This is a genomic window from Sphingomonas sp. Leaf208 (assembly GCF_001421415.1).
GTDB lineage: Bacteria > Pseudomonadota > Alphaproteobacteria > Sphingomonadales > Sphingomonadaceae > Sphingomonas.
In genome coordinates, this window is record NZ_LMKH01000004.1 from 1 (window position 1) to 16,689 (window position 16,689).

Here is a 16,689-nt window from a genome sequence, read left to right on the forward strand (position 1 = left end):
GCGCGATGGGACGAACTCATGCCCTGGAACTGGGCTGCACAAACCGTAGAGCCAGTGGCGCAAGCCGCATAATCTGCGGTCTGCCGGCCACGCTTACCGTTGGCACGCTAAATTTCGGCGCGAACCAGAAAGCGCATGCCATCTTCTTGATGATACGGAACAGACCACGCCGCCTTGATTTGAGGTCTGGTTGCGCGTTGCGACGTTCCCTGATCGGACTCCCCGTTTTCTCGCCCGAATCCGCCAAAAAGATTGTTCAGCGTACTGAGTGCGGCCGTACGAACGAGATGAACGAATGGCCGAAGTTGGAAACATGAAAAGTGGTCGCTAATGGCCGAAACTGGGTCAGGTGATCTGCGATTGTGAATGGTAGCGGCCGACGTCTTGTCCGATGCTCGAGGGGGACAAAGCGCTGAACTACGCACCATTCGATATGGGCGTACGGGACACGAGCTAGCCGATCACATACCGGTAATAACTTGCAGGTCAGCCGCATCTGCCATCGCTTTGTAGCCAGCGTCGTTGGGGTGCAGCTTGTCACCGTCGTTGAACGCAGAGGCGATGGCTAGGGGATCGGTCTTGTCAGCGACCGACGACGCAAAATCGATTACGCCATCGAAGGCCCCTGAACTTCGGATCCAATTGTTAAGCGCCTGTCGCACCGCCTCGCCTTGTNGTCTTGTCAGCGACCGACGACGCAAAATCGATTACGCCATCGAAGGCCCCTGAACTTCGGATCCAATTGTTAAGCGCCTGTCGCACCGCCTCGCCTTGTTCGCTGGCRTAACCAGCGTTCTTGTACGGRGTGAGCGTAGCGCCAATTACGCGGATACCCTGCTCATGCGCCCGCTCGATGATCTGTTTGTCCGCCGCGATCAGGGCGTCCGCCGTTACAGGATCGCTTGCTCCGCGGGGGCTGAAGCTGCGTCCAATATCGTTGATTCCCTCGAGCAAGATGACGGCCTTCACGCCAGGCACGCTCAGCACGTCGCGGTCGAACCGCGCGAGTGCATTAGGACCTGCACCATAGCCGAGCAGGCGATTGCCGCCGATCCCCGCATTCAACACCGCCCAGCGTTGTCGGCCCGGCCGCGCCGCCAATCGCTCGGCTAGTCGATCGGTCCAGCCGCGGAAGGCATTGTTGGTTGAGCCATAGCCTTCAGTGATCGAGTCACCGAGTGCAACGACTACACTCGTCGGCTGAGTAGGTGCGACCTCGACTTGCGTGAGGATGACCGGTGCGTTCACCAAGCGGACCTTAGACAAGACCGGCATCGCGCCGCTGTCGCCGCTCGGGCCGGCGACATACTGCCACAGCGCTCGCACGTTACGAACCGGCAGCCGACCCGGCGCGTACAGCGATATTGCCAGCCTATCGAGCGCCTTCACAGGGAGCATGATGGGATCACTCAGCAACGGCGCTCCTGCCGGGATGTTGGTGCCAGGCAGACCGGCGAAGGTGACGATGTGATCGGTGYCGGGCAGAACCGATCCGTCCGGCCCCGCAAGGCCKACGTGCATCGCTCCAATCGCAAGCACGTCCACGCCGCCTTCGTTCGACAACCGCAGCCGAACTGCGCTTCCTGCGACGGAGACGCGGACCACCTGCCGGATGGTCGCGTTGACGAGATCGCCAGTGCCGGTGTCGACCGGCACCTSGCCCGGGTTCTCAAGCAGCCGGGGCGGGGTGGGCGGGCTGGCCGGTGCCGAAGCAGGMCCAAGTGGSACGACCGTTCCKGCGGGAGGCGTGAAAGGGGCCGGCTGCTGACCGGGCGGTGGTGGCGAGACGACATACCCCCACGCTGCAACCCACGTGCGATCCGAGGCGGCCCGAGCAGNGGGAGGCGTGAAAGGGGCCGGCTGCTGACCGGGCGGTGGTGGCGAGACGACATACCCCCACGCTGCAACCCACGTGCGATCCGAGGCGGCCCGAGCAGACGTAGGGCGCGGTGGCGCGCCTGCGGCCGGGACCGACATCGCAGCCATGGCACAAAGCAAGGTCAAACCAGATCGCGTCATCTTAGACTACCCCATTCGCTTAATTAACGCAGGATCGGCAGCGTGCAGCCAGTAAACTCCGCGACACTTCACCGCTTACGCTTGAGCTGCGGGCCAGACACCCCGGCTTCGGTCTGAACGACCGGTTTCATCGTGCCATCCGGATTATAATAGAGACGTTCTACGGTAACTGCGCGACGTCCAAGCGCGCCCTTCTGAGCGCCGATCGTCAGCGCANCGACCGGTTTCATCGTGCCATCCGGATTATAATAGAGACGTTCTACGGTAACTGCGCGACGTCCAAGCGCGCCCTTCTGAGCGCCGATCGTCAGCGCAGCATTGTGCAGGAACAGATACCAGCTGCCTTTGAASTCGGCGATACCGGGATGGATGGTGAAGCTGYTCTTCGCCGGTCCGGTCAGCTCGCCACGGAACGTCCACGGGCCGGYGATTGCCGGCGCCGTTGCGTAGGACACGTGTTCGTCCCCGGGTTTGGCCCCCAGCTTTGCCGCTGGGTCCATGGAGGCATAGGTGAGGTAGTAGAGRTTACCGCGTCGGTGCAGCCACGGGCCTTCTACGTAGAAGGGCGGGGTAATCTCCCGGATCGGTCCGTCGAGCTCGATCATGTTCGGCTTAAGTTTTGCGATATAGCATTCGCGGTTGCCCCACGCGATCCAGGTCGTGCCGTCGGTGTCGGTCAGCACGGTGGGATCGATGTCTTCCCAGCTATGCTGGCCCTTGGGCGTCATCTCGTTCGTGATCAGCGCCGAGCCGCGCGCGTCCTTGAAGGGGCCGGTCGGCGTGTCCGACACCGCAACACCAATGGCTTTGCCAGGGTGGGTATCGTCATGCTCGGCGGGTACGTACAGATAGAATTTCCCGTTCTTGGCGATGGCCTGCGGTGCCCACGCGTCCTTTTTTGCCCATTTAAGGTCACTGATCTTCAGGATCGAAGGATGAGGCCTCCAATGCTTCATGTCCGTCGTCGAGTAGACCAGCCACTCGCTCATATTGAACATCTCGCCGTCCTTGGCCTCGTCGTGATCGACGTAAAGGTAAAGCGTGTTGCCCACAACGAGGGGTGCCGGATCGGCGATGAAGGTATCGCGGATGATCGGATTGGAGCCGGGGGCGTCGGTCGCCACGGCCGGGATTGCAGCCAACGCGGGACCAAGCGTTAGCGCTATCATGCCGAGCCAATGTTTCACCATCATCTCCCTATCTTTGTCGTAAGCGTACTTCGGCGACCGGCGTCGTCAATGCCCCCGTGTCGACACGAACGATTACTTGCCGGATATCAAGCCGGTCCCCTAACCTGAACACGCGTTCGGTTTGTGGAAGCGGCGATGACGCCGTGAATGTCGGAGTGTGGGGCTGTCCGAAAGCCGTTGGCCTGAAGAACGTGCGCCCTCATTGTGCGATCCTCTTGGCTGAGCGCTTGCCTGAGATCCGTTGTTCGTTCAGCTTCCTCACTATGCGGCCTAAGAATTTTGTCATGATCCTTAGCGAGTAGCACTGATGCGAAGTGAAATTTGGGTCTTACTAGTCTGGCTTGCGCCATGCGTGCCTGTAGCGCTGTTCGGCTGGTGGCGAGCTAGCATAGTGCGAACTTTAGCCGCAGAAGCATGGACCGTTATTGCCTCGGCTGTCACTCTAGTGCTTGTGGGCTTCAGCGTCATCGGCGACTGTGCCGAAGATGTAATCGGCCCTGTACCGGGCAACCCTTGTCACGCAGCTAAAAGTCAAGGGATGATGCTTAGCCTAGCGTTCGGATTTTCCATCTTGGTTGCTGGAAATTGGCTGATCTTCCGTGGATCTCGCAAGTAGGTGGTCCACGCAGACCTGCTCCACCCGGCATGACCACTGAAAGCAGTAGCACTGCTTACCTTTACATTCCGGACGTTCCCAATTGTATGGTTTGTGGAACTGTCGTGAGCAACTAGGATGCGCTGACGCAGTTCTGCGACGACCGCATTCGGCGCATCTATCCCGTACGGTATTCGAGAAACCACTTCTTCTATCCAATCGAATGGGAGGGACTTGTGATGATCGCCAAAAGACGTCCGCTAGCATTTGCAGCGTCCGCGCTATGTGTTCTACTGGTGGGGCCCGTCCGGGCAGGCCATGCCCCCGCATCGACAAGCGCTTCACAGTCGGTTTGGATCAAATCCGAACTTGGCGTTGTTCTGGCCGGTGAGCTGTTTATTCCTCCCGCCGCCAAGGCGCCTGCTCCTGCGGTATTGTTACTGGGTGGGGGTGGTGCATCGCCACACGGTATCTATCCGCTGTTGGAGGCGAAGTTCCACGCGAAGGGCATTGCTACGCTTAGCTTCGATAAACGTGGCGTTGGAAAATCCACCGGCACTTTCATTGATGCGATGGAGCCAATGACGCGTGATGCGCGTGCAGCTCTCGCCTATCTCAAATCCCGGCACGACATCATCAATACGAACCGCATTGCCATCTTGGGTTTGAGCCAGGGAGGGGTCATTGCCCCCGCTTTGGCGGCCGACGATCCAGCCGTCGCTGCTATCGTCATGCTCGCAGCTCCGGCTGGGCAACGAGGTGTGATGTTCCTTGACGCCATGCGCGTCAAAATGACCGCGGCCGGGATGGAGGTCAAAGCAACCGAACGCGTCATCCGCGCGACCGGAAGATATCTCGACGCGCTGACAAACGGAGGGTCGCAGGAAATGATCGCGGCTGATCGTGCGGGGGTGGTCCGGGCGTTCGTTGCTGGCGGATGGAAGCAAACTTTGGCCGAAGGCGCGGTGAAGACCTTGTCGGAGCCTGCGACGACATCGCTGTACACCGTTGCCGCCTCAGATGTCCTTTCGCGAGTTCGTGCGCCGGTACTCGCGATTTACGCGGCTGATGACACGGTCGTTTCCAGTGCACTCAGCATACCGGAAGCGCGACGTGCGCTGATCAAAAACGGCGATGCTAAAATCGTCGAGATGCCTGACGTCGAACATGGTTTCAAACCCTTGGTGTCCACGACAGAAGGCAAGAAGGACTACCAAGGATGGCCCATTTCCGATCCTGCCACCTTAAGCCTAATCGATGGGTGGCTTCCTCGACATCTGCTCCCCGCGGTAAAATGACCGCGCACCATGCGCCTCGTCGGCAATGTCTCCGACAGGAAGGCCCAGCGAGTCCGAGATTTGAACGCTATCAACTGTTATCACCAGCCCTAGGTTTCGAGGACGGGTCCGCATCCTCGATCGACCATCCCTCGCGAGATAGTCGGATCGGACAAAACGCCCGATCGATTATTCATTGGGCACTTCGGTGTCCAAACTTCGGCCACTTGTTCATTTCGCTTTTTGATGGCCGACCGCGACCAGTTCAGCCATTTAAACGGGTCAAATTGGTCGATTCACGTCATTACCGCATCTCGCGAAGCTGGGCGCTGCGTGACATACGGTCCACAGATCCCCTGGCTGACTGCTAAGAGGCACTTACCAAAGTCGAAAAGGTGGATACGGGTCGATACTACCTACTGGGCGATTGACAGATAACTCTACTTAGGTTGAGTAGGAACATGGGCCGTAATCGTCGACCATCGAAGCAAATGCTGCTCTTGTTGGAGGCGCTGTCGGCGCACACGCAACTGTGGCGCCACGGCTACGATCTAATGAAAGAAACAGGGCTTCTGTCTGGAACGCTGTACCCGCTACTGATCCGCATGACCGACCAGGGGCTCGTCGAGGCCGAGTGGCGGGAGCCGGAACACCCTGGCCGTCCTGCTCGCCATGCGTACCGTTTAACGAATGCCGGCGTGGCATTTGCGCGGACGGCGACACCTGCCGGTCCGGTCACCTTCACCAAGGGCTCCTTCGCATGACATTAGCAGTGTCGCGGGCTTTGCTGTCATTGGCCAGTCGGTCTCTCGGCTCGGATCGCCGAACGTGGGCGATGGCCATGGAAGCGGAGTTCGAAGCCGCGGTCGACGATCGGCGTCCATTCCTGTTCGCTCTCGGTTGCCTGTTCGCAGCATGGCGCGAAATCGGGAAGCACAGCGAAGGGCGACTGATTGTTGCGACCTACGCGCTCGCCTTGGGAGTACTCATCCCGATGGCAGCTCTGCAGTTCCAGCAGGCGGTCGGCTTCCTGTCCTCGGCGGAAGGTCCGCCTTTCGGCGACCCAAGCGCCAGCGACGGGCCGAACCTGTATTTGATCTGGTCCCAGAACAGCGCCATCCCGGTCTTGCTGATCACGTGGCTTCTGCTTGGCATGGCGCACCTTTGCCTTGCGTGGATGCTCGTGGAGGGGGACTGGCCGCGCATCGTGAAGTGCGGCACGCTGATAGCGGCGGCAATGATCACGCTCTCGCTGTTCATGGGCGTCTTGATGCTCGATTTGTCGTCATTGAGGGCGCAAGTCGCGGAGCTGGCGATCGAGTTTGTGGCGGTGGTATCCATGTCGCGGTGGCACATTCGAGTTCTTGCAGGTGCTTCGCGCGATTGGCCTACTCGGTAGCTTGTAGGCAGCCTTTACGATCCATGCGACTGGCTGGACCTTCGCGGACCTACTTGACCCTTAAATCTACATATGTTGTTCTGTGGCTAACGCGAGGGTGGCGAGGTTCGACCCTGAGGGTCGATGAAACGCAGAAGCCGTGTACGCGCTGAGAGGAACAGCGTCCGACGTGCGAAAGGGAGCGACGATGCGACGTGGGATTAGTATAGGCGGCGTTGCAGCCGGCACTGTCTTACTCATCGCTTTATTTGTCTTCCTCCGTAAGCCTGTCGTTGATGCCAGCGCGAACGGCCTGTTCGCAAATGACTTCTGCGGCACGATAAAGCTTACCGACGGCGAGATGCTGCTCAACGATCAGCAAACCATATCCTACATTGTCGGTAGAGATGCAGATGGGCCGTACATCTTGCCGCGCTTTGATGTTGGCGTCGTATCCGATCAAGGGCTCGACGTGGACGGAACGCGCTCGGTGCGGAAGCTACGGCTCGACAGGCTACCTTCAGCGACAAAGCTTACGCTTCATGAGGGTTTGACGCCCTACGTCTTTAAAAGGCTGACGCCACACCTTCGCAAATAATCTCGAAGGATCTGTAAATCAGTTCGAATGAATTGGCCCGCGCCAGCTTCGCCTTGCCACTAAATCTATATATGTTTTTATAGCGGGGGGGGGGGAGGCTGCAGAATGCCACGAGCGGTTGTTCGGCAGCGAACGGTGGGAAGATTTTGGCACAGCATACCTGCCGTGCTGCACGGTGAGGAGATGGAGCAATAATGAAAGCCATGACCAATACGTTCCGGGGGCCCCCCATACGGCTATTAACGGCCCTTCTCCCGCTTCTCGCGACAGGCATCGCCGGCCGCGTAGAGGCGCAATCACAGGCAAAGGTCGGCAAACCGTCGCCGAACCGTGCTGGCATGGCCGTACCCGGGCCGATCGCCACCGAGGTTCGCATTTCATCCGAGCCGGGTGTTACTCTTGCGGGAACGCTTTACCTGCCGGCAGGCCACGGTAAGGGTCCTTATCCCTTGGCCGTGATGATTCAGGGGAGTGGACCCAATAAACGTGGTGGCTTTGCCGAGCTAATCAAACAACTGTCCGCCGACGGCATCGCTGCTCTAGAATATGACAAGCGCGGGGTCGGGCAGTCGACCGGCACCTATGAGGAGGATCCCGAGCGGCTAACCGCGGACGCTGCCGCCGCTATTGCGACGATGCGCCATCGCTCGGATATCGCCGGCAGCCGCATTGCGTTGGTCGGCCATAGCGGGGGCGGTGTAATCGCGCCTGCGGCAGCGGCTGCCGATCCCGACATTGCCGCCGTGGTGACGCTGGCGGGCAATGTTGGCGACGGGCTGCCTTACGTCAGGAAGGGGCTTTACAGGCAGATGATGAAGATGGTTGTTGGCGGCCGTGACACCCTCGTCGGTCCGGCGGCGGATGCGACTATGACTTTGCTCCAGGCTCGCGTGGACAGCAGAGATGCGGCAACGATCTCACGCCTTAGTGCAAACGCTGTCGACCGGTTCGAGGCAGCGGGATTCCCACGACCACAGGCGGAACAAGCGCTCGCGATGATCGACGTTCCAGATGCCTGGAAAGGAAGCAAATTACGCTCGGCCTCCGATCTCAAGGCCCTGCACATACCCGTTCTAGCGGTCTACGGGACCAAGGATACGGTGGTGGATGACGCATCCGCAGCACGTGCCGCCTTGGCGAGCAACCCTCACGCTCGAGTTGTGATGCTGGACGGGCTCGGCCACTCGTTCCAGGAAGGCGCAGTCACTGGCACGTCGGATGAGGCGTCGAAGTTGGGCCCGTACCTCGGATCGCCTCGCCTTGTGGCAATCGTTGGCGACTGGCTTCGAAACACGCTGTCGTCGAAAATTGGCAGGGGGATGGGACAAGTGCGGTAACGTACATTTTCGCCGCTCGACGACTAATTAATCCGCTGCTACTTCTGGCGTCGGTTCTTAAACTCTAACCGGCGTTTGACGGCGCTAAGTCGCCGTCCGCTCCACATGCACGATCATCGGCCCTGCGCCTGTTCCAACTGCAGAAGCAGGCATTCCGCACTTCTCTCCCATTACGACATTCGCGAGCGGATAACTGGGCTTCGAAATCGATCGTTCTTAAATATGAACCAACGTCCGAAGTTGGGAAACGAGGGAATGGGCTTGAGCGTCCGGAGGTGGGTCTCTGCCGTAGTTGAGACGTTGCGCGACAATTGATGATCGGCGACTAAGAGCCCGCTTTTGTTACCGGGCGCGGTCTCGCTGTCCATCATCACCGCAGCTTTATCCACTCAATGAAGGTCCGCATGGCGGCAGGTAGGTGGCGTCTGCTGGGGTAGTAAAGTTGGAAGCCCGGGAAAGGCTTGCACCAGTTCATCAACACGCGTTGAAGCGATCCGTCTGCAATATGCTTCTCGACCCTGCTTTCGACTAAAAGTGCGATGCCGCAACCCCGCAAGGCGCCGTCGAGCAGGAGGTCGGTATCGTTTGCGGTCATGACGCTGTCGACAATCACGTCCACTGGCCCCTTGGGGCCATCGAAGTGCCAAGGATGCAGGGCACCGGTTTCGTACCAACGGTACGTTAGGCAGGCGTGACCGTTTAGCTCGGTGGGCGACTGCGGTGGCGGCCGCTCAGCAAAATAGACCGGCGACGCCACGACAGCCATGCGGAGGTCCGGGGTGAGGGGCACCGAGATCATGTCCTGCTGAACGATCGAGCCCGACCGGATCCCGAAATCGAAGCCTCTCCCAATCACATCAATGATGCTATCGTCGATCACGAGATCGAGCCGGATGTCGGGATAGGCGGCGCGAAAGGCCGCCAGTTTTGGCATGACGATCAATTGTGCCGCAATTCGCGGCATGTTGATCCGCACGAGTCCGCGTGGATGCTGCTGAAAAGCGCCGACATCACGCACCGCATCTTCGACCTCGGCGACCGACGGTTTTAGACGCTCCAACAAGGCTTGCCCCGCCTCGGTTGGCGCGACACTGCGGGTCGTACGGTGGAGGAGACGGGCGCCCAGACGCTGCTCGAGCGATCGCATGTTGTGACTCAGCGCTGAGGGCGAAATGTTCAGCCTCAGGGCAGCACCTCGAAAACTTCGCTCATCCGCGATGGCCATGAAGGCCATCAGTTCAGCAAACTCTGCGCCACGCATACTGATGAATCCTGCTCACCGGCCCGTGCCGATCCTAGCGCATTATACTCTTATCGGAGATGACCGATATCCTCTCGAGGCACGAAGAGGATCGACAATGACGGACATGATGCAGCGCTGGGAGATGGACGGGATCGGTCGTGATCGCCTGACCTTGCGGGAGCGGCCCATTCCGACACCTGGGCGGCACGAGGTGCTCGTCAAGGTCGGCGCGGTTTCCCTCAACCACCGCGACAAGATGGTTATCGATAGCGGGCGCGGGCTTACGCTCGACTTTCCATTCACGCCGGGCTCGGATCTAGCTGGCCGCATCGTGGCGATGGGCGACGATGCCGAACGGTTCGCGGTTGGCGATCGCGTGATCTCCTGCTTCACGCCCGAGTGGATCGATGGTGCCCGCGCAGGCACGGCCCGCACCCCAGCCTATCGCACCCTCGGCGGCTATTTCGCCGGCGTACTGGCAGAGTATGTTGTACTGCCTGAAGACTGGCTGGTCACGGCACCAGCGGCGTTGGACGACGCCCAAGCAAGTACGCTGCGCTCACCGCCTGGTTCGCACTGGTCGAGCGCGGCGGAGTGCGCGCCGGCGACACCGTATTGATCCGGGGGACTGGCGGAGTGGCGCTTTTCGGGCTCCAGTTCGCGAAGTTGCATGGGGCGAAAGTGCTCGTCTCTTGTAGCTCGGAGAAGATCGATCGTGTCCTGGCGCTGGGAGCCGACCATGCAATGGATCGACGCCAAGCGGATTGGCTCGAAGCTCTATATGCGTTGACTGACGACCGAGGTGCGGATCACATTTTAGAGACCGTCGGCGGGACTTTTCTCGGCCAGTCGGTACAGGCCGCCGCTGTCGGCGGACGCATCTATCAGATCGGCGCGCTCGATGGTTTTGACATCTCCTCGCCCGTTATGCCGCTCATGATGAAGGACGTGACGATCCACGGCATTGGCACCGGTCATCGCCGTGCGTTTGAGGACATGGTGCGCGCGGTAGAACGGACCAACATGACCCCGGTAATTGACAGCCGCTTTATGATTGCCGAGCTACCAGATGCGCTCGACCGCTTCGACACCGGCCCGTTCGGCAAGATCGTAATCGATAACACAACATTTCCTCACCACGAACATGCATGAGTGCCTAAAGTTGGGGTGTTGAATCAGCGCGTGAACGGCTGGATCTGGCCCATTCAAACATGCGAGCAGATTTCGCTAAGTAGTCTCGCGCACCGGTCAGGCGTGATGCAAGCCCGGCTTGCCGCGCTCGGTAACGAAGCTGGCGTGCGTCGAGAGCGTCCCGTTCCGCGTCGCGATCGTGTTCAGGACTTTCAGGTCGCCGCGCCATAGATCGCGACCGACGTCGCATAAGACATAGCCACGCCGGTCAGTCAGGGCCTTCAGGTTCGCATTTTCGGCGCGGGACGAACGAGTGTAGACGTCGTTCTCGCCTACTCCGTCCGCCCCCGAGCTAATCGAGGTCGCGAGGTATTCGCTGCTGATGATCTTGCCGTTGCCGTGATCCTGGATCAGGTCGCCAGCGTAATGGCGGTGCGCGTCACCGCTGACGGTCATGACGTTGCCGGGGCAATGCGCGTCGATGTGCGCAAGCAGGCGACGGCGGCTGTTCATGTAGCCCGACCATTGGTCCATCGAGACCAGCTGCTCGGTCTGGCCCACCTTGTGATAGCCAAGGTTCATCAGGCAGACCTGCTGCGCGATCAGGTTCCAGCGTGCCTTCGAGCGATCCAGCCCCTTGAACAGCCATGCTTCCTGCGGGGCGCCGGTGATAGATCGGTCGGTGGCGAAGGCGTCCGGTCCTTGCGGCGCATCACGGTCGCCGTAGACCTGGTCGGAACGATACTGCCGCGTATCGAGGAAGAACGCGTCCATCAGATCGCCGAAGCGTGCGCCGCGGTACATTTGCATGTGCGATCCGTCGGGCATCGACGAGCGGCGTAGCGGCATATGCTCGTAATACGCCTGCATCGCCATCGCACGCCGCGTCCGGAACACCTCCGGCGCGGTGTTGTCCTGATCGGTGTCGCCGGCCCAGTTGTTGTCGACCTCGTGATCGTCGAAGCTGACGAACCACGGTGCGGCGGCGTGCGCGGCCTGGAGATCGGGATCACTCTTATACTGCGCGTAGCGCTGGCGGTAATCGCCGATCGAATAGATTTCGTGGCCGAGGTGGCGACGCACCAGCGGCTTCTTCGCGCCGCGCGCCTGTTCGCCGCGGTCCGGCCCCTCGTAGATATAGTCGCCGTAATGGAACACGAAGTCGATCGGTTCGGCGGCGATGTGACGCCATGCGGTGTAATAGCCCTCCTCGTAATGCTGGCACCCGGCGACGGCAAAGCGCACGCGATCGAGCGGTGCGCCTGGCGGGGGCAGGGTCGCCCCGCGGCCGGTGCCGCTACGCTCGCCGCCGCAGGTGAAGCGGTACCAATAGGGCCGCGCGGGGGCGAGTCCGGCGACCTCGACATGGACCGAATGCGCCAGCTCAGGGTGTGCGATCGCCTCGCCGCGCTGAAGCACCTGACGGAAGTCGGGATCGGCGGCGACCTCCCATGCGACCAGCACCGGAGCCATCATCATCCCGCCATCCGGTTGAAGCGGCAGCGGGGCAAGCCGGGTCCAGATGACGAAGCCGGTCGCGTCCGGATCGCCGGCCGCGACGCCCAACGTGAACGGCGGGGTGGGGAAGCGCGGGGCCTCGATCAGGTTGCGGGGCCGCACCTCGGCGGCGGAGGCCCGCCAAGGCAGGACACCAGCGGCGATCAGGCTCCCCAGGGCGGACAGAAGATAGCGGCGATCGACTTCGTACATGGTCGTAACTCCGTTCGGCGTATTAGCGCAGCATGATGTGGAAAAAGGCACCCTGGCCATAGTCGTCGACTTCGCTGACGTAGCGAAGGCCGTTGCCGACCAGGAATTTCGGCTGGTCGTTCAGCAGGTTGGTGATCTCGTATTTGAACGTCACGTGTTTCGTCACGCGGTGCCACAGGCCGAGGTTGACGGTGGTCAGCTCCGCGCGGCCGTTGTCGTCCTGCGCGGTCTCGCCTATGCCCTCCATGTAACTGCCGCGGTGCGTGACGGTAGTGCGGAACGCGCCGTCGATCGCGGGCAGGCGAAGCGTCGCGCCGCCGTTGATGATCCATTTCGGCTGGTAGATTAGCCGGTCGAGCGTACGCGATCCGGCATCGCTGGTGATCGACATCCGCCCCTTCAGCCAGGTCGCGTTGAAGAACGGATCGATCCGCTGGCCGAACAGGTTCACATCGTGATCGGCCGCCTGGAACTCGATACCGTAGAGGCGCGAATTGTCCGCGTTGAGCGGCTGGCGAACCCGGTAGTTGACGTCGTCGATCAGCTGCGTCGTGGTCAGCGTGAAGATGTCGTCCTTGATCCACTTGGCGAACGCGCCGAGCGAGATGATGCCGTCCTTGTGAAAATACTGCTCGAGCTGGACATCGAGATTGTCCGACCGACGCGGGCGCAGATCGGGGTTGCCGCGGCTGATCGAGCAATCCGCCCCGCCCGAGTCCTCGTCGCCGCAATTAAGCGATTCCGGCTGCGCGATGTTGCCGGGCGTCGGACGGCCGAGCGTGCGGCTGTACGAGAAACGAAGCTTCTTTCCGCCGGCGAAGTCCTGGATGCCGGTGAACGACGGCAGCAGGTACTGGTACCCGCCTTTGTTCCGCGTCATGACCGACGATGCGGTGCCGCCGGTGATCGTGGGCTGGAACGCGGAAAAGCGCGTGTGGTCGTAGCGGACGCCCGCAACCAACGTCGTGTCGTCAGTGGCGTAATGTAGCGACAGAAACGGCGTTACCAGCCGCTCGGTGTAGCGATAGTCGCCGGTAATGCTGTCATAGGTGGAATTGGGGACGTCCTTGACGAACTTGGGCCACAACTCCTTCTTCACGCGGGCCCAGTCGACCCACGGGAACGATTGGGGCGCGCCGACCGGGACGTAGCCGGGATCATAGAGATAGGCGTTCATCGCCTGACCGAGCTTGTATTCGGTCATGTCGACGTTGCGCGCCAGTTCCAGGTTTCGGAACTCGATACCGGTGACAAACCCGAAGCCGCGATCCTCCGGCTCGGCATTCCAGCCATAGTCGACGCGCGCATTGGCTAGCCCCTCGTTGGCCATGCGGTAGGTCGTCTGCGCTGTGCTGAGCTTGTAGGGAGATCCGAGCACAAGGCCGGGCTTGTTGATCCCGGTGACATAGGGCAGCCCGCCGGTGCCGTCATTGCCCGCCGCCCAGTCCAGCGAAAGCCCCGTCGGATAGGCGCGGACGCCGATATAGGGCTGCGTATTGTCGTACCGGGCGCGCGTATAGCCACCGCGAACGCGCAACGACGAGCGGTCGTCATGCCATTCGACATTGCCGATCGCGCCGACCGTCGCCTTGTTCCAGGTATCGTAGCGATAGCGTGAATAGAGGCTGTTGATGTCCGATCCGCCGCCCTCCGCGGTCAGGTCGCTGACGCTGTTCTTGGTGTAGTAATCGTTCTTGTTCATCGTCGAGGATTCCCACTGACGGTAATTGAACCCCAGCAGCGACGCATAGATGTCGGTGCCAAGCGGACGCCATTCGAACTTCGCCGAACTGCCCGCAGTTTGAAGGCGGTTGGTGTAGCTGCCATAGCTGTGGTTGTACGGCACGGCGATGCCGTTCCACGCGGGATCGTCGGGGCCGGCCAGCTTCTTGCCGGCGTCGCTGAAGTAATATTTGGTGTCCTGCCACCATTTACGCGAGTTGCGGATACGGTTCTCGTAGCGCGCCGACAGGACTACGCCGAACTGGTCGCCCGCGCCGAACTTGTCGGCAAACACCATCTTGCCGCCACCGCCGAAATGCGGCGTGCTGCCGTTGCCGGCATTGCTGCCGCCATCGCCCTTGAACGATGAATAGATGCCATAGCCGTCGACCATAACGTACCGGCGCTTTAGCCCGAACGCGCTGCGCGTGACGATGTCGACGATCCCGCCGATCGCCGCGCCGTCCTGTTCGGCAGTGAAGGTCTTGTAGACGTCATTGTGGAAGGCAAGTTCCGACGGAATCTGCTGGAGATTGACCTTGCGCGATCCTTCGCCGTCGTTGCCGATCGTAGCGAGCGTGATCCCGTCGATGGTGGTCTGGTTGAGATCGGGCGAGATGCCGCGGATGCTGACGAACCGCGGCGCATCGCCGTCCTCGATCGCGCTGATACCGGGCAGTAGGATCAACTGGCCTGCGACGCTGCCGTCGGCCGACAGCGTCTCGAGATCGTCGAATACGATCGAGTCACGTACCGACGTCGATTGCTCCTTGTCCGAGCGGATCGTGCGATCGCCCATGACGATGATCTCGGACTTGGTCTGCTCGGGATCAGCGGTCGGGTCTTCGGCGTTTGCGGCACTAGCTACGAACAACAGTGGAAGCGCACAGGCCGCGGACGCGATCCACCGGACGCGTCTGGCAGGCGAAAGGAATAACATTGGGCCAGCATCTCCGAGAGGGGCGGGCAGATAGGCCTCCCGAGGATGGAAGAGCTGGTCCTACCCATTGTGAGACCAATCTGCGGCCTCGAGCGCCTCGCCTATGATATCGACGCGACATAACCGAGTCAGTTATACTGACCTTTTATGACAGTCCGTATTAATCAGTCGAACTGTTCGGCCGCGTATCAAAGCTGTTTGGTACTGAGCTAGGCCGGTACTCGGCACCGCGACTACTAGGTAAGGCGGCCCTTTTCGCAGCGGTCGGGATGACTTTCGGAAGCCACCGATACCTAAGCAGTCATTTCGACCAACCGCTTCAACCGAAGGCAAGCGCTGCCTTGGAACTCGATGAATGAACATGGGGTAATCGCGGGAAGCAGCTACTTCGGTCAGCAATGGTTTCGAGGGTGGCTGTTCCCCGGTAGATGAAGGTGCGGGCTCACGACTAGCAGCCGGGCCCATACATCGGACGGAGAACAGCCATGTGTGAGTATATTGGGCTCGACGTATCGTTGAAAGAGACAGCCGTTTCGATCCGACGCGGCGGTAAGCGGGTGTGGCGTGGCAAATGCCTGTCAGACCCAGCGGCTATTGCCGCTCTGATCCGCAAGCATGCCCCTGCGGCGGAGCGAGTTGTGTTCGAGACGGGACCGCTCTCAGTGTGGTTCTACCACGCCCTGAGCGCGGAAGGATTACCGGCAATTTGCATCGATGCGCGGCACGCGAAGGCGGCACTCGACATGGCAGCCAACAAGACGGACGCCAATGATGCGGATGGCTTGGCGCACTTGGCTGAGGTCGGCTTCTTTCGCGAGGTGCGGGTGAAGGGCTTCGACAGCATGCTTTCGCGTACGCTGATCGCGGCGCGCACGAAGCTCGTTCGGGCAACCCTCGATATAGCAGGCCAGATCCGTGGGTTGATGAAGACGTTCGGGCTCATCGTGCCGCGCGGTATAGGCGCCAAGTTCGAGGCGAACGTTCGCGCGCTTCTGGCCGATCATGCTGAACTCGCCCGGATCATCCTGTCGCTACTGGAGGCGTGGCGGAGCCTTCGCATCCAGGCGACCGAGCTGGGTCGCCAGCTTCTTGCCGAGGCACGTAAAAGTCAGCCGTGTCAGCTACTGATGTCGATCCCCGGCGTTGGTGCAATCACCGCTACGGCTTATCTGACCGCGGTGGAGGATCCCGCTAACTTTAGCCGATCGCGCTCTGTTGGTGCTTGGCTCGGGTTAACCACCAGGCGATATCAGTCGGGCGAAGTTGACTATGATGGCCACATCTCCCGACGTGGCGACACTCACGTTCGCTCTCTGCTGTACGAGGCAGCTGTCGTGATTCTGACCCGCAGCCACGCCGATAGTGATCTGCGCAGCTGGGGCATGAAGCTTCGCGAGAAGGTCGGCTTCAAGCGCGCCGCCGTCGCCGTCGCCCGCAAACTCGCGGTCATCATGCATGCGATGCTGCGTTCCGGCGAACTATTCACCAGGACGGCTGCTGCCGCCTGATCCACGAGCTCGACAGCGCCAGATGGCGTGACGAGGCGTCC

13 protein-coding genes and 2 pseudogenes are annotated in these 16,689 nt (G+C 60.7%); 9 read left to right on the forward strand and 6 right to left on the reverse strand.

From position 1 onward, the window contains the following. On the forward strand, positions 1-317 hold a 317-nt coding region (locus ASE69_RS22740; protein WP_235518086.1), incomplete at its 5' end, for a hypothetical protein. 144 nt (positions 318-461) lie between these two features. Here the strand turns inward: ASE69_RS22740 and ASE69_RS23330 are convergent. The 3 genes and pseudogenes from ASE69_RS23330 to ASE69_RS04205 all read right to left on the reverse strand — a co-directional run. Beyond that, positions 462-662, reverse strand: coding sequence for an SGNH/GDSL hydrolase family protein (locus tag ASE69_RS23330; RefSeq protein ID WP_056483465.1), 201 nt, complete (start codon positions 660-662; stop codon positions 462-464). A gap of 14 nt (positions 663-676) precedes the next feature. After that, a pseudogene (locus ASE69_RS23335) lies at positions 677-1,521 on the reverse strand (SGNH/GDSL hydrolase family protein); the annotation flags it as partial. A 715-nt stretch (positions 1,522-2,236) separates the two neighbouring features. Further along, positions 2,237-3,212, reverse strand: a pseudogene (locus ASE69_RS04205) (glycoside hydrolase family 43 protein); the annotation flags it as partial. Between the two features lie 831 nt (positions 3,213-4,043). Here ASE69_RS04205 and ASE69_RS04210 point away from each other — a divergent pair. From ASE69_RS04210 to ASE69_RS04230, 5 genes are all read left to right on the forward strand, one after another. Beyond that, the gene (locus tag ASE69_RS04210) at positions 4,044-5,102 is read left to right on the forward strand and encodes an alpha/beta hydrolase (RefSeq protein ID WP_082452848.1); all 1,059 of its coding nucleotides are present in this window, start codon (positions 4,044-4,046) and stop codon (positions 5,100-5,102) included. A 470-nt stretch (positions 5,103-5,572) separates the two neighbouring features. Then, the gene (locus ASE69_RS04215) at positions 5,573-5,845 is read left to right on the forward strand and encodes a PadR family transcriptional regulator (RefSeq protein WP_082452849.1); all 273 of its coding nucleotides are present in this window, start codon (positions 5,573-5,575) and stop codon (positions 5,843-5,845) included. A 77-nt stretch (positions 5,846-5,922) separates the two neighbouring features. After that, positions 5,923-6,480 (forward strand): hypothetical protein, encoded by a 558-nt coding sequence (locus tag ASE69_RS04220; RefSeq protein ID WP_156362131.1) that lies wholly within the window; start codon positions 5,923-5,925, stop codon positions 6,478-6,480. Positions 6,481-6,667: 187 nt separating this feature from the next. Beyond that, positions 6,668-7,057 carry a hypothetical protein gene (locus ASE69_RS04225; RefSeq protein WP_133021346.1) on the forward strand — a complete coding sequence of 130 codons (390 nt, stop codon included), beginning with the start codon at positions 6,668-6,670 and terminating at the stop codon, positions 7,055-7,057. 194 nt (positions 7,058-7,251) lie between these two features. Continuing rightward, a complete protein-coding gene (locus ASE69_RS04230) occupies positions 7,252-8,394 on the forward strand; it encodes an alpha/beta fold hydrolase (RefSeq protein WP_082452850.1) in 1,143 nt (380 codons plus the stop codon). 370 nt (positions 8,395-8,764) lie between these two features. Here ASE69_RS04230 and ASE69_RS04235 read toward each other — a convergent pair whose 3' ends face one another. Further along, positions 8,765-9,655, reverse strand: a complete 891-nt coding sequence (locus ASE69_RS04235; protein ID WP_056483486.1) for a LysR family transcriptional regulator — start codon at positions 9,653-9,655, stop codon at positions 8,765-8,767. Positions 9,656-9,752: 97 nt separating this feature from the next. On the opposite strand from ASE69_RS04235, the gene ASE69_RS22505 reads away from it, so the two are divergent. Further along, positions 9,753-10,256, forward strand: coding sequence for an alcohol dehydrogenase catalytic domain-containing protein (locus ASE69_RS22505; protein WP_200924113.1), 504 nt, complete (start codon positions 9,753-9,755; stop codon positions 10,254-10,256). Further along, a complete protein-coding gene (locus ASE69_RS22510; protein WP_200924114.1) occupies positions 10,232-10,789 on the forward strand; it encodes a zinc-binding dehydrogenase in 558 nt (185 codons plus the stop codon). The genes ASE69_RS22505 and ASE69_RS22510 overlap by 25 nt, the downstream gene beginning before the upstream one ends. A 96-nt stretch (positions 10,790-10,885) precedes the next feature. On the opposite strand, the gene ASE69_RS04245 is transcribed toward ASE69_RS22510, so the two are convergent. Next, a complete protein-coding gene (locus tag ASE69_RS04245) occupies positions 10,886-12,478 on the reverse strand; it encodes an alkaline phosphatase D family protein (RefSeq protein ID WP_056483489.1) in 1,593 nt (530 codons plus the stop codon). Positions 12,479-12,500: 22 nt separating this feature from the next. Further along, positions 12,501-15,140: a TonB-dependent receptor gene (locus ASE69_RS04250; RefSeq protein ID WP_082452851.1), complete on the reverse strand. Its 2,640-nt coding sequence runs from the start codon at positions 15,138-15,140 to the stop codon at positions 12,501-12,503. Between the two features lie 485 nt (positions 15,141-15,625). Here ASE69_RS04250 and ASE69_RS04255 point away from each other — a divergent pair, with 485 nt between their 5' ends. After that, a complete protein-coding gene (locus tag ASE69_RS04255; protein ID WP_056483496.1) occupies positions 15,626-16,648 on the forward strand; it encodes an IS110 family transposase in 1,023 nt (340 codons plus the stop codon). Positions 16,649-16,689: the final 41 nt, after the last annotated feature.